The organism is Flavobacterium sp. P3_A6 (assembly GCF_056403035.1).
In genome coordinates, this window is record NZ_JBFUGG010000026.1 from 15,353 (window position 1) to 34,241 (window position 18,889).

Here is an 18,889-nt window from a genome sequence, read left to right on the forward strand (position 1 = left end):
CAAGAATTATGACTTTAAGAAAATTACTTTTTAGCTTTTTTGTTTTGCTATGCCAATTTATTTCGGCGCAGAATGACTCTATAAACAATTTAAAAGAAGTTGTTATTTCTGATGCAAATCTCAAAAAATATTCCAATTCTCAGTCGGTTCTAAAACTTAATGATTCCATTATCAATAAAAATGAAGCTTTACTGACGGATTTATTAAACTTTAATTCCACAATTTATTTCAAGGAATATGGGCGTGGAATGCTTTCGACTGTTTCCTTTAGAGGGACAACTTCTTCTCAGACTGCTGTAATTTGGAACGGAATCAATATTAATTCTCAAATGAATGGAAGTACTGATTTTAATACAATTTCAGGCTCTGATTATAATTCGATAAGCATAAAAGCTGGTGGCGGAAGCATACTTTATGGTAGTGGAGCAATAGGCGGAACGGTTCATTTGAACAACGATTTGGGTTTTTATAATCGATTTGACAATAATTTAAAACTGGATTATGGCAGTTTTAATACTATTGGAATTAATTATAAAAGCAATATTGCTGCTAAAAAATGGAGTGCTCAAATTGGATTTTCAAAAAACAGTTCTACTAATGATTACAAATACCTGAATAAATACACTTGGAAAGGAGAGCAGCGCTGGAATCAAAATGGCCAATACGATGTGATTACAATGAGTGCTAATTTAGGGTATAAGCTTAATGATAAAAACATTTTTAAATTATACAGCCAAACGTCAAACACAGACAGAAATACTTCTTTAGTGACGGAATCTGAAATGAAAAGTAAATACGTTAATGGTTTTAACCGTAATTTATTAGAATATGACGGGAATTTTGGCAGGTTCACTACGAATTTAAAAACAGCTTATATTTTTGAAAATTATCAATATTTTGCTGATAATTCAACTAATCAATATACTTATGGAAAAACAGAAAGTTTGATAACTAAAGCTGATTTTGGATACACATTATTTAAATCAACTCAAGTAAACGGAATTTTAGATTACAATAAAACGAATGGTTATGGAAGTGGCTTTGGCGATCACGTACGCGAAATTAGTTCAGCCTCATTATTAATAAAACAAGACCTTTTAGGGCATTGGAAAAATGAGTTTGGCATTCGAAAAGAATTTACAAAGAATTACAAATCGCCTGTTTTATTCTCTTTAGGTTCTTCCTGTCAATTTAGTAAACTGTACAATTTGAAATTGAATCTATCCCGAAATTTTAGGATACCAACCTTTAATGATTTGTATTGGGAACAGGGCGGAAATCCTGATTTAAAGCCGGAGAGTTCTTATCAGGCCGAAATAGGGAATGTGTTTACTTTCAAAAACATTTCGCTTACCCAGACTTTTTATTATATTAAAATTAAAGATTTATTGCAGTGGGTTCCTGGCAAAAATGGTATTTGGACTCCTCAAAATAAAGATAGAGTGAACAGCTATGGTTCTGAAACTTTATTGAGCTGGAAAAAACAGTTTGACAAAAATAATTTCAATGCCAATGCTTCCTATGCTCACACGGTATCTGAAGATTCAGCAACCGGAAACCAGCTTTTCTTTGTTCCTTATGATAAAATAACCGCTTCAGTTTCTTATTCGAGAAATAGAATAACTGCTTATTATCAGTTTTTATATAATGGTTTTGTTTATACCAGAGCTGATAATAATCCGGATGAAATCATAAACGATTATACAGTTTCAAATCTGGGAATCGACTATGATTTTAAATTCTTAGATTCTTTTAAACTGGGCTTTCAGGTTTTGAATGTTTTCAATGAAAATTATGAAAGTCTGGAAAACAGACCTATGCCGGGTCGAAATTTCAATATGTATTTAACTTTAAAATTTTAATATTATGAAAATCAGTAAATTACTTTTAATAGCGTTTGGTATTTCGTTATTTGTCTCTTGTTCGAATGACGATGATAACAACGACAATACTCCAAAAGGAGTTTATGACAATGGATTTTTTATCCTAAATGAAGGAAGTGCAGGTCAGGGAACAGTATCATTTTCAAGTGATGATTTTAGTGTTTTTGCAAAAGATACGTACACAACTGCAAACGGAAGTGATCTGCTTGGGAAATATGCTCAAAATATCTTCTTTAGTGGAGATAATGCTTATATTATTGCCGGCGGTTCGAATGTTATAAACGTTGTTAATAGATATACATTTAAATTGATAGCAAAAATTGACACAGGACTTAAGAATCCAAGATACGGTGTGATAAAAGACGGTAAAGCATATGTGACCAATGCGAATACTTATGCACCATATGGAAAACCTGCCGATGATGCAGCTGTAATTACAGGTAACACAGATGATTATGTTGCTGTTATTGATTTGGCAACTAATAAATATGAGTCAAAAATTAATGTAAACGCAACAGCCAACAGAATTATAGAAAAGAATGGTAAATTATATATTACCGAGCCTTATAATACTGACAAATTATCGGTTATAAATATTGCCACAAAAGCGGCTGAAACACCAATTACGATTGGATCTAGCTCAGATGCAATGGAAGAAAAAGATGGAATTCTATATGTTTTAAGGGGGCCTTATGGCAGCAGAAGCGAAATAGTAAAAGTGAAATTATCAGACAAAACAATCTCCAAAATTACATTTCCTGCAGCTTTAGATGGAGCAGGATATATGGATATTTATAATGATAAAATCTACTACACCGTTTTGAATTCAGTTTACAGCATAAACACGAATGCGACAGGCGCTTCAGCTACACCAATTGTAACGGCTTCTTCAGTTGCTAATTTATATGGATTTGCGGTTAATAATAATCGTATTTATTTGGCTGACAGCGGTGATTATAAAGCAGACAGTAAGGCTTATATTTACGATTTAACTGGAACCTTGCAAAAAGAATTAACTGTTGGAGTAGGGCCGAACGGGTTTTATTTTAATGATTAATCATGTTTTTTTGTAATAAAGTATAATACAGTTGTTGGTTTAATAGTTGTGGTATTCTATTGGATTAATTAACGTATTTGTAATTTTGTTTTTGAAAAAAAAAGGCTTTCAGTGATGAAAGCCTTTTTTGATTGTTTGTTTTAATTTGAATGGAAATGATAATGAGTTATCAGTTCTAATATACTTTTACTTTTTTGCTTATTCCAAAGATTTTAAAAGTCCTGCTGGAACTTTTTCAGTATACATTTGGTTTTGTCCAGTAATAGATTTTGCATCTTGAAAATATGGGAATGTTTTTCCTTGAGTCGTTTTCAACATTTTTGCAGTTCCAGTAATTTTTCCTATGGCAGTGCTTAGCAAAGGTTCTGAACTTGTTCCCAGTACACCTAAATTGGCTAAATTTTCTTTTAAAGCATAAGTTGGTGTCAAACCATTAAAATAGTCGCCAAAATCATCTGCATTGACTATCTTTAAAACAATAGGCTGCATTGCGTAACGATGATTTGGATTTCTGTTTTCTTTCCCAAAAGTTGGRGAGTCATAAATTGTTATGGATCCAACGTTTTTCCCAGTTGTAATATCACCAATTTGAACTACACTAATGTAAGGTTTTAATCCGTTGATAATTAATTCGCTAGCCGAAGCAGTGCTTTTTGTGGTTAAAATATAAACTTTGGTAAGGTTTAAACTATTCATTGGTGCAGTTCCCACTGTACTTGTAAATAAATTTTTTAAGGCATCCGGATCTTCCGATTCAAAATAAGAATTGATTTTGTCATTCCATCTTTGTTTAGAAAACACTTTGCCTGTAAATTGACCTGTTATCATACTGGCCAGGCGCGTAGATGATTGAATAGAACCTCCACTGTTGTATCTTAAATCTAAAACCAAATCAGTAACACCTTGTGTTTTTAGTGAGGCAAAAGCATTATTCAATTGTGTGTCATAGTTTGGATAAAAACCATTATACATTAAATATCCTATTTTGTGTCCGCCAGTTTCAATGACATTATTGATTAAAATTGGATTTTCAGCAAGAACTGTTTTTGTCAGGTTTACTGATTTTCCGTTGGGAGTAATAGCTCCATTGTTATAATCAGCTAAATTGAGTGTGTAATTTTCGGAGTTTAATAAAGACTGATAATTGCTCACGGTGAGTTGTGTTCCATTGACACCATAAAAAATAGCACCTCGTTTGATGTCTTTTGTAGAAGCATCAGAATTGGGTATTATATAATGAACCCAGCCAAATATTTCAGTAGAGCCGGAAGATTTAAGGTAAAGGCCAAAATCAACACCGTCATTTTTTGTAGTTCCCTGAAGCTGACCTTCCAATTCCAAATAATCGCTTACAATCCAGCTAAAACGATCAATGGATTTGTCAACTCTAAGAGCATCAAATAAATCTTCGGGTTTTGAATATCCTTTCAAAAAATTATTTAATTCGGCTTGATTGGCAAATCTGTCGTCGGCCAAATTAGGAACATCGGCTTGCCACAAATAATACAAGTTAAGTCCTTTCCAGATAAAGTCATTGACTTCCAGATTAGTTGGAGGAGCGACATCATCGTTGTCTTCACAACTCTGAAAAATAAAAAAAGCTAAGAATAATAATAATGTAACTTTGAAAGATGTCTTCATATAGTTTTGTTATAAATCTACAACGTAAAAATACTAACTTTAGTTTAATTTAAATTTTTTTGTAACAAAAATTATAGTGATTCGTCTTGATTATATAACCAAATTAATATAACCATATTTATGAACCAAAAGGATTTTGTGCTTTTAATCAATCCATTCAAAGATAAGCTTTTTCGGTTGGCTAAGAGATTGCTTGTGAGCACAGAGGAAGCAGAAGATGCGACCCAAGAAATTTTGGTAAAATTATGGAATAAAAATGAAAATTTAGATACGTATAATAGTGTCGAAGCAATGGCGATGACAATGACTAAAAATTATTGTTTAGATCAGCTGAAATCGAAAAGAGCCGGTAATCTCAAAATTGAGCATAGCAATTTTACAGATAAAGAACCGAGCTTATATAAAAAGGTTGAAGATAACGACAGTTTAAAATGGGTTGAAAAAATCATCAGTCAATTGCCAGATCAACAGCGGTTAATTATCCAGTTAAGGGATATTGAGCAGTGCGAATTTTCGGAAATTGCAAAAATAACGGAGATGAATGAAACTGCTGTACGGGTAGCACTTTCAAGAGCAAGGAAAACAATTAGAGAATATATGTTAAAAACACACAGTTATGGAGTTCAATAAAATGGAAGCACTTTTAGAAAAATACTTTGAAGGAGAGACAAGTATTGCCGAAGAAAATGAGTTGAAAAACTATTTTTCTTCATCAGATGTTGCACCGCATTTAGAACAATACAAACCTTTATTTGGGTATTTTGCTGAAGCAAAAAAAGAAAATTTTGAGAAAATTATATCGTTAATTCCAAAAAAACAAAAAGTAGCATGGCTATCTATAGCGGCATCTATTGCAGTCTTGTTAGGAATAGGAACTTATGCTTATTTCAATGCTAATGAAGTAAAAGAAAATAATGAATTGGGAACTTATGAAAATCCTAAAGAAGCTTTGGAAGCGACCCAAAAAGCATTAGCAATGTTATCTAACAATGTAAATGCCGGTGTCGAAGGAATGCAGTATATTCAAGTGTATGAAGTAACCAAGAATAAAGTATTTGTTGAATAAAATGGCTAAATGCCTCAATGAATCGGTTTTTTGTGGGACACGCCCAAAAGATTTTAAAAAATATTAAAATAAATAAAAACATTAAAAATAAAGCGAGAGTGATTCTAGAGCATTCAAGCCCAATTGCACATTTAAATTTAAAAATAATCATTAAATCAAATAAAATGAAGAAGTTAATAATCACATTAGCAGCAGTATTGGTATCAAGTCCGTTTTTTGCCCAATCGGCATTCGATAAGTTCGACGGGCAGGAGGAAGTAACCTCAATAGTCGTAAACAAGAAAATGTTCGAATTGATGAGTAAAGTAAAAGTTGATACTTCTGATAAAGAGGCGCAGCAATATATGAACCTGATTAAAAAATTGGATAATTTAAAAGTGTTTACTACCCAAAATTCAAAGGTAGAAGGTGAAATGAAATCGACAGCCGATAAATATATTAAAACTGCTGGCTTGGAAGAATTAATGCGTATAAATGATAAAGGCAAAAATGTCAAAATTATGGTTAAATCTGGAGCAAAAGATACTCAGATAAAAGAACTGCTGATGTTTGTTGAAGGGGGTAAAGACGAAGATACTGTACTGATGTCGCTGACAGGCGATTTTGACCTGAATGAAATTTCGGTCTTGACTGATAAAATGAGAATCCCTGGAGGAGACGACTTGAAAAAAGCAACTAAAGGTAAAAAGTAAGATGAAAGCAGTATTGTTTTTAACCGCACTGTTGGGCAGTTTGTTTTTTGGGAGCTGTAATTCAGAACCTACTCTGCAAAAATACTTTGTTGAAAATACCGAAAACAAAGACTTTATTGCTGTAGACATCTCATCAAATATCTTAGATGTTGATAAAACCAAATTGACAGTTGCCCAAAGCGAAGCATTGCATTCCTTTGAGAAGATCAATGTTTTAGCTTTCAAATTGAACGATAAGAACAAACCAAAGTTTGAAACAGAAAGGGCTAAAGTGGGTTTGATTCTGAAAAATCCAAAGTATCAACAGTTGATGAAGTTTGGTTCTGGAAAACAAGGCGCATCTGTAAGCTACGTTGGAACCGATGACCATATCAATGAATTTGTATTTTTTGCCAATAAAAATGATGCCGGTTTTGCAGTAGTAAGAGTTTTAGGAAAAGACATGAATCCTACCAATATTATGAATATGATCTCGGTTTTGAAAGAATCCAAAATCGACTTGGAACAATTAAAGCCATTGCAGGAATTAATCAAGAAGTAGTTTTTGCTTGTTTTCCATCATCAACAATCAAAAACGAATTAAGTTAAAAAGCGTTTCGAAAGTTTTTCGGGACGTTTTTTTATGCTTTTGAAAACTCCATCCAATCGTTTGAAGTATTTAAGTTTTTTAGGATAGAGGAATCGGTTACAGCAATTCTTGTGATTGCTGAAGGATTCATTTTCTTGATTTCTAAATCCAATCGGCTGTTCTCGTCTGTAGGATTAAGCAAAAGCAGCGATTGCCAAAAATCTGCATGCAATTTTATAGGGTGACCATTTTTGCCTTCAAAATTAGGAATTACAATTTGGTTTTGAGTTTTAATAATAGTTTGTAATTCGACTGTTTTCAATATAGGAACATCAATAGGATTGATTAATACTGATTTGCCTTTGGGTATTTGCTGTAATATGGTTTGCAGGGTAGAGAATGATCCCAGTTCCGGATTATTGTTAATAATTACTCGGAGCTTGATTTTTTTGTAAGAGACAAACCCTGATTGCGCTTGCTTTAATAAAGGTATTCGATTAAGGTATTCTTGGGAATGATACCCTAATCCAATATAAACTTCGGGGAGTGTTGCTGTTGCAATTCGGTCAATTTGTTCCAAAATCCAATAGCTGTTTTTATACGGAAGCAATCCTTTTGCAATCCCCATCCTTTCGGATTTGCCTCCAGCCAATAACACAAATACAGTATCATTTTTCATAATATGCTTTCAGTAATTCAGAGGCAATGCTTATGGCAATTTCTTTAGGCGAATTACCACCTAAATCCAATCCAATCGGACAATGCACAGGAGTAATTCCAGCTTTAAAGTTCAATTCATTTATTAATAAATTATTGAATTTGTTTTTCTTGGTTTTACTGCCTATCAGTCCAATATATTTTGTTTGCTCATGCAATGCCAAAGCGGTAATTTCAAAATCAAGTTTGTGATCGTGAGTCAATATAACTACATAACAGTTTGAACCCCAGTTTATATTTTGTTTGTAAAGATCAAAAGGAATGGAACTATAATTAACTGTTGAATCAATTTCAAAAGTTTCTTTCCAATTCTCTCTGATATCAAGAAGTGTAATTGCAAAAGGGGTGTCTTTCAGAACCTGACAAATAGCAACACCAATATGTCCAGCTCCAAAGATGTATAATTCCGGGCATTGATTCATGGGTTCAATAATTAATTCTACTTTTCCGCCACAGCATTGTTCGAATTCGGGTCCTAGCGTATAAGAGCATTCTAAAATTTTATTTTCTCTGATGGCTCGAACAGCTTCATCGATTACTTCAAATTCTAATTTGCCTCCTCCAATAGTTCCAAATATTTCTTTTTGTGGCGTAACAATCATTTTAGATCCTAATCTGCATGGCGCCGAACCTAGAATTTTAGTAATGGTAACTAATGCTACTAGCTTTTTTTTACTTTTAAATTCCTGTAATAGTTCAATCCAGTTGTTCATTAAAATAATATTCGTTTTGAGATTTTTGATTCGCTAATCAATTATACCAGATCATAATCGCTGAGAGGCAAATTGTAATATCGTTTTCCTGTCAGCTTAAATACTGCATTGATTATGGCTGGAGCAATTACTGGAACTCCAGGTTCTCCTACTCCTGTTGGTCTTTCGGCGCTTTCAACAATTTCTACGTGAACCTTTGGAATTTCATTCATACGGATCATTCGGTAGTCGCTATAGCTGTTTTGTTCAATGGCGCCATCCTTGGCTGTTATTTTTCCATAATAGGCTATTGACATTCCAAAAACAGCAGCGCCTTCCAGCTGCGCTTTTATGGTGTTTTTATTGACAGCTGTGCCGCAATCAATAACAGTATAAACATTATGAACTTTTATCTTCTCATCTACCATTGATACTTCAACTACTGAAGCAACATAAGAATTAAAACTATAATGAACTGCCAAGCCATATGCGTGGCCTTTAGGTAATGGTGTTGTCCAATTAGCATTTTTTGCGGCCAGTTTTAAAACATTTTTTAGACGTGCTGTACTGTATTTTATAGGATCTTTGGTATCTTCCATACGATCATTGCCTATTAATTTGAGTCGGAATTCTAATGGATCTTGTTTAGCGGCATGAGCCAATTCATCGGCAAATACATTGATAGAAAAACCGTGAAGGATATTGATTACAGACCGCATCCAGCCAATTCGTACCATGGCAGGAGCCTGTCCTGATTCGATTTTTAAATTTTTTATATCAAAAGGGACATCGGCAGCGCTAGAAGCTTCCCATCCAGCTGGATATTCAGTTCCGGGTTTAAAAGTTGACATGATAGAAGGAAAAGCAGAACGATGAAGCCAACCTGTAACATTTCCTTGTGTATCGAGTGATGCTTTCATGTATTGGGAACTCACAGTATGATAATAGCCATGCTTAATGTCGTCTTCCCGAGACCAAACTACCTGTACAGGAGCTTTAATGGTTTTTGAAACCATTGCGGCCTCTACAATGTAATCGGGTTTTGATTTTCGGCCAAAACCGCCTCCTAAAAAAGTAACGTTTACGGTAACTTTATCAGCGGTTGTGCCTAGGTAGGCTGCAACTTCTTCTTGTGCACTTTGTGGCGATTGTGTTGGAGCCCAAACTTCGCAACGGTCACCTTGAACCCATGCAACAGCATTTGGAACTTCCATGGGAGCATGTGCTAAATGCGGTAATTGAAAAGTGCTTTCGATAATTTTTGCAGCTTCGCCAAAAGCTTTATTGACATCGCCAATTTCTTTTTCTGTTTTTCCCGTTTTATGAACTCTTTCAGTTAATTCAATCATATATTTTTCTGAATCATAGCCTTCGTTTTTGCCATAATTCCATTGAATTTCTAATGCTTCTCTACCTTTAAAAGCAGCCCAGGTATTGGAAGCAATCACGGCAACTCCTCCTAAAGGACCAAATGGTTTTTCGATTCTTGGAATTTCAATTACATCTTCGACGCCTTTAATTTTTATTGCAGCTGTTTTGTCGAAAGATTTAACTGTACCAAAAGTAACTGGACATCGGGCTATGGCAACAATTTTCATATTGGGTAAGCGTTTGTCAATTCCAAAAATGGCGCTTCCGTTTGTAAAATCTTTTACGTCAATACTTTTTAGATTTTTGCCTATATATTTAAAATCTTTTGGGTCTTTATAAGTGATATTCGTTGGAACTGGCAATGTTGTTACTATATCAACTAATTCTCCAAAGCCTATTTTTTTACCGCTGGAATGAACAATAAAGTGATTTTGAGCGATGCATTCGCTTTCAGGAACCTGCCATTTTTTTGCGGCAGCGGCAATGAGCATTATTCTCGCCATAGCCCCCATTTTTCGCATCGTATCATAAAAATTAGCTACACTTCGGGAACCGTCTGTATTTTGGTCTCCATATTTTGCATCACCAACAGCTTGTTTTACCACAACTTTTTTCCAATCGGCTTCCATTTCATCTGCAACGACCGAAGTTAAGGAAGTCCTTACGCCATTACCCATTTCGGAACGGGCGGCAACAATAATAAGGCTGCCATCTGAATTTAACTGTACAAATAGATTGGGATTAAACTCAGTGAGATTTCCCTCTTCAATAGCTTTAGAAAACAAATTGTAATTACAGCCTAAGATTAAACCCCCTGATGCTAATCCTACGTTTCTGATAAAAATTCGGCGGCTTAAATTTTGAATTTCACTCATGACTAGCGTTGTTTTTTAAGTTCTACAGTATGTTTTATGGCATTTTTGATGCGCTGGTAAGTGCCGCAACGGCAAATATTACCACTCATAGCGTCATCAATATCAGTATCAGAAGGATTTTTGTTAGAATTGAGCAGAGAAGTTGCAGTAATTAATTGTCCTGGCTGACAATAGCCGCATTGCGGCACATTAAATTCTTCCCAGGATTTTTGCAATAATTGTAAATTTTCTGAAGTTCCCTCAATAGTTGTGATGTTTTTGCCAACAGCCATTTCGACAGGAGTCAGGCAGGAATAAGCTGCTACATTGTCTACAAGTACTTTGCATGCGCCACAAGCGCCAATACCACATCCAAATTTGGTGCCAGTAAGGCCAATGATGTCCCTAATAGCCCAAAGTAAAGGCATTTCGGGGTCAACATCAATAGTGTATTTCTTTTTGTTTATGAGCAGTGTAGTCATTTGGAATTCAATTTTACAATTAAGAAGTTGAAAGTTATGATTTTTTTTATAAATAGTAATTTAATTTTTGGCAAGATTAATAGGGAGTAGGGTATAAAAAAACAGCAGCTAATTAGTTAAGACTTAGCTGCTGTTTTTAGAGACTTTATAAAAATACTAATTGGTAATAAATCTGAAAGGTGTTATTTTTTCATTAATTGATATCGTTCTCTGCTTTTTAATGAAATTTGGGAAATACTGTATTTGCCAAATAACTTGTCAAAATATAGTTTTGATTTTTTAAGATTATTATTTTCGTAATAATAATTCCCTAGAGATTCAAATATTTCGGCAGACTCATAGCCTTTGTCTACAATTCGTTCATAGGTTTTTTGCACATCTACGAGTATGTATTTCTGTTTGTTTACAGAATCATATTTAACGGTTTGAGATTTAGCATTTAATGAAACTAAAAATATAAAAACAATGCTAAAAAGAATGGCTGAATTGTTTTTTAAGGATGTTAAAATTTTTCTCATAAATTATACTATTTTTGACAGAAAATTATTTTTAAAATACTGTAAATGAGTTTATTGGTGTGATTTTTTATCTTTTTGGAGGGAAGGTATAAAAAAAACTGGAAATACATACTTATTTTAATAAAATTTTATTTTAAAATATAAAAGCATTAGAAAAAACTTGCTTAAACCTTTTTCTAAATGCTTAATGCAGGTGACCCTTTTGGCACAGAATTTGGATCTTTTACTGGAAGATTTGAAACTCTTATCTAATTGTTTTGAATAATGAAGATACTTGAAAAAAATCTTTTATTAACTGTTATAATGTTCCCGAAAACACTATCCCAATTCCTGCAATAGTATGTATCTGATTATAATCAATCATTGCATCCCCGTATCCGTGAAAAAACTGTCCATAACCCGTTAAGTTCCCGTATATAGGAAAAGCCCAGTCTAGTTCAATACTACCGTGATTATTAGAACCGCCTCTTAAAGAATGCTGCCCGCGTAATGTCAATAAATGTTTGTTTAGCCTATAATTAAAGGCAGCATCTGCTCTACCCATATAGTTTTTAATATCTGAATTTTCATTAATTTCAGCGGTCACCCATGTTCTAAAAATTAGACTCCAATCCTTGTCCTCAAAGCCTGCGTGCACAATAAATCGGTTCCAACTGCGGGAAAACTCTTTTCCTTCTCTTCCATTAGACTGATGATTTAATGAAAATCCAAGCATTTTAGTTTTTAACCCTAAAAAATTAGATTTTACGGGAAAGTTAAAGATCAGTTCAGGTTCGTAATTGGTTTCTCTAAATGGTCTTGAAAATTCGGCATTATAAACCTGCCAAAAAGATTTTTGGGTGTAAGCTATCCATATCGACCCTTTGCCAAAAAGATTCTGAGCTATTTTGGTCTTCAAACTAAGTTGTATAGTAGCTTCAACATTATCTAATTCGATTGGTTTGTCAACGGGAACTTCATCAGCTGGAACTTCAAAAGGAACATCACGCCTATGGCTTGAAAACCGAAATGGTAAAACATAAACGGGTTTATAGGTAGTCAAAATAAAGGTTTCCCGATTAGTCTCAGGATCTAATTCCCAAATCTGTGAAAGAGTCTGGTACTCATCTCTTTTTTTTAAAATAGACGATTGTGCTAGTAAAGAAGAGCTTATAAACAAAAAAACTATCAGTATTTTTATTGTTTTTTTCAAATGATTTTCCATAGAGATTTCAAAAGAGTTATCAAACAAAATTAAACTTTTATAAATTTAATTTTATATTAAAAAACAGAAATGTATAACACAGATTCTTATTAATCAATCAAAAACAGCAAATATTTTGTCGAAAAAAAAAGCCTGTAAAATTAAAACGTTACAGGTTTTTAATTTTATTGTGAATCTGTTGATGCAAAATTCGAATCTTTAATTTGAAGAGTTGAAACTTTTAGGTGATTGTTTTGAAGGATAAAGGCAATGTAAGTTTAACTCAGAATTAAAGGGAACCTATTTTTTTTCCACACAGTTAGCGGTAGAATTGCCAAGTATATACATATCTAATTATCTGATAATTAATCATATGTATGCTGTTTAAATTTATTGAACTATTTTAATTTTAGTCTTCCAATATAACATCAGCGGAAGCCGAAAAACTGAAAAAATGAGTAGGAAAAAATTTAAAATTTAATTAAAATGGGTTCAAAATTAAAAAACGCAGAAGTTCTAGAAGCAGCATTAAATAATGTTGCGCAAATTACCAACATTCAAATAATCATTGATCCTAATCCGTCAAAATTACAAGGGGTTTTATCAAATCTTAAAAAGTCTGCAAAATATTAATTTTGCAGACTTTTTAATTTTATAGTGACCACGGTGGGATTTGAACCCACACGCCCTTACGAGCACCACCCCCTCAAGATGGCAAGTCTACCGTTTCTCCACGTGGCCTGAAAAAAGAAAAGGTCAAGTAAATAATTACTCGACCTTTTGTGACCCGACTGGGGCTCGAACCCAGGACCCCATCATTAAAAGTGATGTGCTCTACCGACTGAGCTATCGAGTCATTGCTTCAAGAAACTTATGCTTTGATCACATAATTTGTGACCCGACTGGGGCTCGAACCCAGGACCCCATCATTAAAAGTGATGTGCTCTACCGACTGAGCTATCGAGTCATTTCGTTTCTTGAATGCGGGTGCAAATATAGGGACTTTTTTTCGAAGTTTCCAAGTAATTTTATTATAAATTTGTCTTTTTTTAATTAAAACTCTTAACGCCTTAGTATGTAAGGTCTTATTCAAATGAAAAAAATTATATTATTAGGTTATATGGGTTGTGGTAAGTCTACAATTGCCCATAAAGTTTCGGGAATAGTATCAATTCCGTATATTGATTTGGATGAATACATCGAAAAAAAAGCAGAAATGTCCATAAAAGAGATTTTTGAAAGTCAAGGAGAAATCCATTTTCGGAAATTAGAACATACTTATTTTCTTGAATTATTAAATTTGCCGGATGAAATTATTATCGGTTTAGGAGGAGGAACACCGTGTTATGCCAATAATCATGAATTGTTAATAGGGGATGGTGTAGTCTCTATTTATTTAAAAGCATCTATTGATACACTATTTAACAGATTGGTGGCTAATAAGAGCAAAAGACCGCTTATTGCGGATAAAAACGATGAGGAAATGAAGGAGTTTATTGCCAAGCATCTTTTTGACAGAAGTTTTTATTACAATCACGCACAGCATAAAGTGAATGTTGATGGTAAAACTATTGAGGAAACGGTAAACGATATTTTGAATCTGTTAAGCTGAGTGCGGACTGCTGTTTTTTTTGACAATGGAAAAAAGACAGAATACAGGCTCTTAGCCTCGGTTGAAGAGGGAAACCCTTTTGTGTCGTCTCGTCCCAAAAAACGAGAGGCACAGAAGGTGTAACAGAAAACGGGACGGTATTGGCAAAAAAGCCAATTCATTCTGCTCCCAAAAAAAAAACAATATTGAGGTCAGGGGTATTAGCTTAGGCTGGCATAACTGTTGCCATCGCTGTCAAAAACAACGTCAACGTGTTCTAATAAGGAAGTAGAAAGCGATATTCCTTTGAAATCGGCTTTAATTGGAAATTTTTTGTGGTTTCTGTCGACAAGAACAACGGTTTTGAACTTTTTTAAGGGAACATCTAAAAAATGTTTTACGGCATATATTAATGTAGTTCCCGAACTCAATACATCATCTACAAGTACTAGGCCTTTGTTGCTGTATTCTTCTTTGGTTAAAGATGTGGTTATAGGCATTTCGGGATTTTGTTTATCAGTATGAACTTCGCAAAGCGAAATTTTGATGGATGAAATAGTGCTTAATGCCTGAGCAATTTTTTTGGCAAAAACAAAGCCATTATCAGTAATTCCAGCAATCACAATTTCTTCTTCCTCAACAAAAGTTTCATAGATTTGGTAAGCTATTCTTTTAGTAGTGTGCTCTATTTGCTGATTGGTAAGAATTATGTTTTTGCTCATGGTGTATTATTATTTTTGTTTTTTCAAAGATAAAAAAGTTAGACGAAACTGATGTCATTAATTCAAGGACTAAATCGGAAACTTAAAAGAGAATTTTTAATCTGTTTCACCTTCATCAGGAATATCGTTTCCAAAATCATCAATATCTCTTCGGTCTTTTTTGGTAGGTCTTCCGGTTCCGGTTTTTCTATAATGCTCTTTCGATAATTTTAATAATTCTAAGTGGGCGTAAGCTTCGGCTGGAGTTTCATTTTTTCGATACATATCAACAAGTTTGGCGCCTACACGGTTCTCGGGAATGTCAAGTACGGTTATGATTTGTGTAATCTGATCTTTTCTAAAAGTGATTTTGTCGGTAGGGAAAACTTCTTTTGATGGCTTGGCAACAATACCATTTACGGTAATATGGTTTTTTTTGCATGCCTCTGTGACCATGTTTCTGGTTTTGTAATACCTTACGCACCATAAATATTTGTCTATTCTCATGAATTTTCTAAAATCGGAGTTAAATACTTTACAAAAGTAAATCATTAATGTATATTTGCGACTTAAACTATACCTAATAATGAGCAAAATTAAGTTTTCTTTTGTTGTTTTGATGTCGGTTATTGCAATAAATTCTTGTAATAAAGATAATAATGATGATGTAGCAGTAACTCCAGCCAAACCTTATGCTGAACAGTATCCTTTAGATATTAGTGCTATAGAAGACTATTTAAAAACAAATTATATCAGTGAAATCGTAAATCATCCTGGTTTCCCAGATGATCAAGATGTTACTATTAAAAAAATTCCTGATGGAGAAAATCATTCTTCATTATGGTCTTATTTAAATAGCCCGACTCTTCCGCGATTGTCAAGTAGAGATATTTTAAGAGGTGATGTGACTTATAAGATATATACGTTATTAATAAGAGAAGGTATTCAAGGTGGTGCAAATCCATCTGGAGGAGAATATCCTTGTAATGTTGATGCGGTTTTTGCTGGTTATAAAGGGACTTTATTAGATGGAACTGTATTTGATTCTTCAAATAATGGTCAAATACAGTGGAATTTAGATGATCCAGGAATAATTCGCGGGTGGTCTGAGGGTTTTCCTCAGTTCAAAACAGGTTGGGTTTCTTCTAATACCGACGGAACAATAAGATATAATGATTTTGGAGTAGGGGTAATGTTTCTGCCTTCTGCTATGGGGTATTATAATAATGCTCAAGGTTCAATTCCAGCATATTCTCCTTTGGTTTTTAGTGTAAAATTGTATGCGTTAAAAAGAGCCGATCATGATGCAGATGGTATTCCTTCTTTTCAAGAAGATTTAAATGGAGATAGATATATGTATTATTTGGGAACAGGGGTAGCAAATCCAGATGATACTGATGGTGATGGAATCCCAAATTTTGGTGATTTCGACGATGATGGTGATGGATATGCTACAAGAGGAGAAGTTAAAGATGCTAATGGGAATTATTATCCATTTGATTTAATTCCGGATTGTTCAGGAAAGCAGACTGGAGAAAGATTAAAAAGACATTTAGATCCAACTTGTATCAAAATGAGTCAATAAATAAAATTGATTATTATATTTTAGTTATATTATTAGTATTCAACGAGAATTAAATTATGATTTGTTATAAAAAAAAGGTAGTAAATTTTATAATTTACTACCTTTTTTTTATAAATGATGGAAATATTTAATTTTGGTTTATTATGTATGAGCTAATTCTATCGTTAAAGTATTTAGTTCCATTTATCCAACTTTTGTACATTCTTAATGTGGCTAAGTTATTGTGACTAGTTTCAGAATTATAGGTGTTTAAAGTCATACCAAATGAGTAGCCTCCAAAGTTTCTCTCTTCATAAAAAACAACTGTAACTTGATGAAAATTATATGGCATTGAGGGAATTGGAGCATCTGGTCCTACTTTAAGTTTTATGGAAGACATCATGTCTTCTATGTTTCGGTACTGATTTGGGTAACTTTTAGATTGTCTAAATTGGGATAAATTAGGGACTTCAAATCCTCTTGTTGTTACTGAACCATTTATAGGATAATAAAAAGAATCTTCATTAGCATCATCTGGATTAAGTAAATTAACGAAGTTAGCGTCAGCATATAATTCTAGTTCGATTTTTACACTAGGGAGAGATGTAGTTGCTAATTTATTTGATTTTTTTGAAGTTAACGATTGATTAGTTTTATTTGTCATAAAATTTATCATAGTTTCACTGTCTTTAAATAAATAAAGGACTTTGTCGGTTTCATTATAGAAAGAACTTGCTGTAAGATTTGTTTTTAAATAATCGGTTATTGTTTTTTCTTTTTCCTCTTGACCTTTTTCTAATGTAATATTTCCTTCTTTGTCTTCAGTAAAAGTAATAGAATACTTTGTTCCATCAATGGAAATTACGTCTGTTTCTTTTTTGGCAATTTGATCTGAATTTTCTTGATCGTTTTCTGAGCATGCTCCTAGAGAAAGTAATAATGTAATTGCAAATAATTTAATTAAATGTTTCATTTTTTTGTTATTATTTATTAAGATTAATATTATGCAATTATACGGTGTTTTTTAAAATAAATAAACCAATACGTACATTTTTTTTTAGCCATTTTCTTTCTTTTTTTATTTAGCTTTTTATCTTAGAATCAAAAAAATAGATAAAATCTGTCGTTAAGTATGGTAATTTTAGAAGCAAAAAGATCCCATTTCGGTCAACGAAATGGGATCTTTTTGCTTCTAATAATTGTATTTTTAGTTTTATGCTGAAAAAAAAGCTGATCCACTTTTTGATAAGTAAATCAGCTGTTTAATAAAATATATAGAAAAATTATTTTCTTTTGATCACTCTTTCTACAGCTTCAACAATAGCCTGATTGTTCAATTTGTATTTCTCCATTAATTGCTCTGGTGTTCCAGACTCTCCAAAACTGTCATTAACGGCAACAAACTCTTGTGGAGCTGGCTGGTGTAAAGCTAATACTCTAGAAACGCTTTCGCCGAGACCTCCAAGGATGTTGTGTTCTTCGGCAGTAACGACACATTTCGTTTTGGCTAATGATTTCAGAATAGCTTCTTCATCCAATGGTTTAATYGTGTGGATGTTGATTACTTCGGCAGAGATTCCTTTTTCTTCTAATTTCTCAGCTGCTACCAAAGCTTCCCAAACTAAATGTCCAGTAGCAATAATTGTTACATCAGTACCTTCGTTAAGCATAATAGCTTTTCCAATGATGAATGGTTCGTCAGCTGGAGTAAAGTTAGGTACTACCGGACGTCCAAAACGCAAGTAAGCTGGACCATGGTGGTCAGCAAGTGCTAATGTAGCTGCTTTGGTTTGGTTGTGATCACAAGTATTGATTACAGTCATTCCAGGCAACATTTTCATTAATCCAATGTCCTCCAATATTTGATGTGTTGCTCCGTCTTCTCCAAGAGTTAATCCAGCGTGAGAAGCGCAAATTTTCACGTTTTTATCTGAATAAGCAACAGATTGACGAATTTGGTCATAAACTCTTCCTGTAGAAAAGTTAGCAAAAGTTCCCGTAAAAGGAATTTTTCCTCCAATGGTTAATCCTGCTGCAATTCCGATCATGTTTGCTTCTGCAATTCCGATTTGGAAAAAACGCTCTGGGTGATTTTTCTTGAAATCATCAAATTTCAATGATCCAATCAAATCAGCACAAAGTGCCACTACGTTTTCATTCTTTTGACCTAATTCAGTCATTCCCACTCCAAAACCCGAGCGGGTATCTTTACTTCCTGTGTTTATATATTTTTTCATTTTCCTCCCCTAACCCCTCCGAAGGAGGGGAATTCCTATTAGGGTGAATAGGTTTTTATATTTTATATTTTA

General features: G+C 33.5%; 20 protein-coding genes and 3 tRNA genes. 9 read left to right on the forward strand and 14 right to left on the reverse strand.

Translation table 11 applies throughout. The features are described 5' to 3' along the window. The first annotated feature begins 8 nt into the window (after positions 1-8). Together AC1DVP_RS18720 and AC1DVP_RS18725 are read left to right on the forward strand one after the other, a co-directional pair. Positions 9-1,862 (forward strand): TonB-dependent receptor plug domain-containing protein, encoded by a 1,854-nt coding sequence (locus AC1DVP_RS18720; RefSeq protein ID WP_477185001.1) that lies wholly within the window; start codon positions 9-11, stop codon positions 1,860-1,862. A gap of 4 nt (positions 1,863-1,866) precedes the next feature. Next, on the forward strand, positions 1,867-2,940 hold the full coding sequence (locus AC1DVP_RS18725) for a YncE family protein (protein ID WP_477185002.1): 1,074 nt from the start codon (positions 1,867-1,869) through the stop codon (positions 2,938-2,940). 198 nt (positions 2,941-3,138) lie between these two features. Here the strand turns inward: AC1DVP_RS18725 and AC1DVP_RS18730 are convergent, their stop codons facing one another. Continuing rightward, positions 3,139-4,581, reverse strand: a complete 1,443-nt coding sequence (locus AC1DVP_RS18730; RefSeq protein WP_477185003.1) for a S41 family peptidase — start codon at positions 4,579-4,581, stop codon at positions 3,139-3,141. A 120-nt stretch (positions 4,582-4,701) separates the two neighbouring features. Between AC1DVP_RS18730 and AC1DVP_RS18735 the strand changes: the two genes are divergently transcribed. From AC1DVP_RS18735 to AC1DVP_RS18750, 4 genes are all read left to right on the forward strand, one after another. Then, positions 4,702-5,211 (forward strand): RNA polymerase sigma factor, encoded by a 510-nt coding sequence (locus tag AC1DVP_RS18735; protein WP_477185004.1) that lies wholly within the window; start codon positions 4,702-4,704, stop codon positions 5,209-5,211. Beyond that, complete coding sequence (locus AC1DVP_RS18740) at positions 5,198-5,647, forward strand: SipW-dependent-type signal peptide-containing protein (protein ID WP_477185005.1); 450 nt, start codon at positions 5,198-5,200, stop codon at positions 5,645-5,647. Before AC1DVP_RS18735 ends, AC1DVP_RS18740 begins: the two co-directional genes overlap by 14 nt. A gap of 164 nt (positions 5,648-5,811) precedes the next feature. Then, positions 5,812-6,339, forward strand: a complete 528-nt coding sequence (locus tag AC1DVP_RS18745; RefSeq protein ID WP_477185006.1) for a DUF4252 domain-containing protein — start codon at positions 5,812-5,814, stop codon at positions 6,337-6,339. Between the two features lies 1 nt (position 6,340). Next, positions 6,341-6,880, forward strand: coding sequence for a DUF4252 domain-containing protein (locus AC1DVP_RS18750; protein WP_477185007.1), 540 nt, complete (start codon positions 6,341-6,343; stop codon positions 6,878-6,880). Positions 6,881-6,959: 79 nt separating this feature from the next. On the opposite strand, the gene AC1DVP_RS18755 is transcribed toward AC1DVP_RS18750, so the two are convergent. The 6 genes from AC1DVP_RS18755 to AC1DVP_RS18780 form a co-directional block, all read right to left on the reverse strand. Continuing rightward, positions 6,960-7,586, reverse strand: a complete 627-nt coding sequence (locus AC1DVP_RS18755) for a nucleotidyltransferase family protein (RefSeq protein ID WP_477185008.1) — start codon at positions 7,584-7,586, stop codon at positions 6,960-6,962. Then, entirely contained in the window at positions 7,576-8,337 is a 762-nt protein-coding gene (gene xdhC / locus AC1DVP_RS18760) for a xanthine dehydrogenase accessory protein XdhC (protein WP_477185009.1), read from the reverse strand. The genes AC1DVP_RS18755 and xdhC overlap by 11 nt, the downstream gene beginning before the upstream one ends. A 41-nt stretch (positions 8,338-8,378) precedes the next feature. Then, positions 8,379-10,562: a xanthine dehydrogenase family protein molybdopterin-binding subunit gene (locus AC1DVP_RS18765; protein ID WP_477185010.1), complete on the reverse strand. Its 2,184-nt coding sequence runs from the start codon at positions 10,560-10,562 to the stop codon at positions 8,379-8,381. Between the two features lie 2 nt (positions 10,563-10,564). Then, entirely contained in the window at positions 10,565-11,023 is a 459-nt protein-coding gene (locus AC1DVP_RS18770; RefSeq protein ID WP_477185011.1) for a (2Fe-2S)-binding protein, read from the reverse strand. Positions 11,024-11,205: 182 nt separating this feature from the next. Continuing rightward, complete coding sequence (locus AC1DVP_RS18775) at positions 11,206-11,541, reverse strand: hypothetical protein (RefSeq protein ID WP_477185012.1); 336 nt, start codon at positions 11,539-11,541, stop codon at positions 11,206-11,208. 298 nt (positions 11,542-11,839) lie between these two features. Next, positions 11,840-12,745 (reverse strand): phospholipase A, encoded by a 906-nt coding sequence (locus AC1DVP_RS18780; protein WP_477185013.1) that lies wholly within the window; start codon positions 12,743-12,745, stop codon positions 11,840-11,842. Positions 12,746-13,210: 465 nt separating this feature from the next. Between AC1DVP_RS18780 and AC1DVP_RS18785 the strand changes: the two genes are divergently transcribed. Beyond that, entirely contained in the window at positions 13,211-13,357 is a 147-nt protein-coding gene (locus tag AC1DVP_RS18785) for a hypothetical protein (RefSeq protein ID WP_477185014.1), read from the forward strand. Between the two features lie 25 nt (positions 13,358-13,382). Here AC1DVP_RS18785 and AC1DVP_RS18790 read toward each other — a convergent pair. The 3 genes from AC1DVP_RS18790 to AC1DVP_RS18800 all read right to left on the reverse strand — a co-directional run bounded on the left by AC1DVP_RS18790 (position 13,383) and on the right by AC1DVP_RS18800 (position 13,691). Next, positions 13,383-13,465, reverse strand: a tRNA-Leu gene (locus AC1DVP_RS18790). A 42-nt stretch (positions 13,466-13,507) separates the two neighbouring features. Next, positions 13,508-13,580 (reverse strand) — tRNA-Lys (locus AC1DVP_RS18795). Between the two features lie 38 nt (positions 13,581-13,618). Continuing rightward, positions 13,619-13,691 (reverse strand) — tRNA-Lys (locus AC1DVP_RS18800). A gap of 126 nt (positions 13,692-13,817) precedes the next feature. Here AC1DVP_RS18800 and AC1DVP_RS18805 point away from each other — a divergent pair. Next, positions 13,818-14,336 (forward strand): shikimate kinase, encoded by a 519-nt coding sequence (locus AC1DVP_RS18805; RefSeq protein ID WP_477185015.1) that lies wholly within the window; start codon positions 13,818-13,820, stop codon positions 14,334-14,336. A 200-nt stretch (positions 14,337-14,536) separates the two neighbouring features. Here AC1DVP_RS18805 and AC1DVP_RS18810 read toward each other — a convergent pair whose 3' ends face one another. Both AC1DVP_RS18810 and AC1DVP_RS18815 read right to left on the reverse strand, forming a co-directional pair. Continuing rightward, entirely contained in the window at positions 14,537-15,037 is a 501-nt protein-coding gene (locus AC1DVP_RS18810) for a phosphoribosyltransferase family protein (RefSeq protein WP_477185016.1), read from the reverse strand. A 96-nt stretch (positions 15,038-15,133) separates the two neighbouring features. Next, entirely contained in the window at positions 15,134-15,523 is a 390-nt protein-coding gene (locus AC1DVP_RS18815) for an RNA-binding S4 domain-containing protein (protein WP_477185017.1), read from the reverse strand. A gap of 79 nt (positions 15,524-15,602) precedes the next feature. On the opposite strand from AC1DVP_RS18815, the gene AC1DVP_RS18820 reads away from it, so the two are divergent. Continuing rightward, on the forward strand, positions 15,603-16,601 hold the full coding sequence (locus AC1DVP_RS18820; protein ID WP_477185018.1) for an FKBP-type peptidyl-prolyl cis-trans isomerase: 999 nt from the start codon (positions 15,603-15,605) through the stop codon (positions 16,599-16,601). Between the two features lie 127 nt (positions 16,602-16,728). On the opposite strand, the gene AC1DVP_RS18825 is transcribed toward AC1DVP_RS18820, so the two are convergent. Both AC1DVP_RS18825 and AC1DVP_RS18830 read right to left on the reverse strand, forming a co-directional pair. Then, positions 16,729-17,553 (reverse strand): hypothetical protein, encoded by an 825-nt coding sequence (locus AC1DVP_RS18825; protein WP_477185019.1) that lies wholly within the window; start codon positions 17,551-17,553, stop codon positions 16,729-16,731. 310 nt (positions 17,554-17,863) lie between these two features. After that, a complete protein-coding gene (locus AC1DVP_RS18830; RefSeq protein WP_477185020.1) occupies positions 17,864-18,817 on the reverse strand; it encodes a transketolase family protein in 954 nt (317 codons plus the stop codon). Between the last annotated feature and the right edge of the window lie 72 nt (positions 18,818-18,889).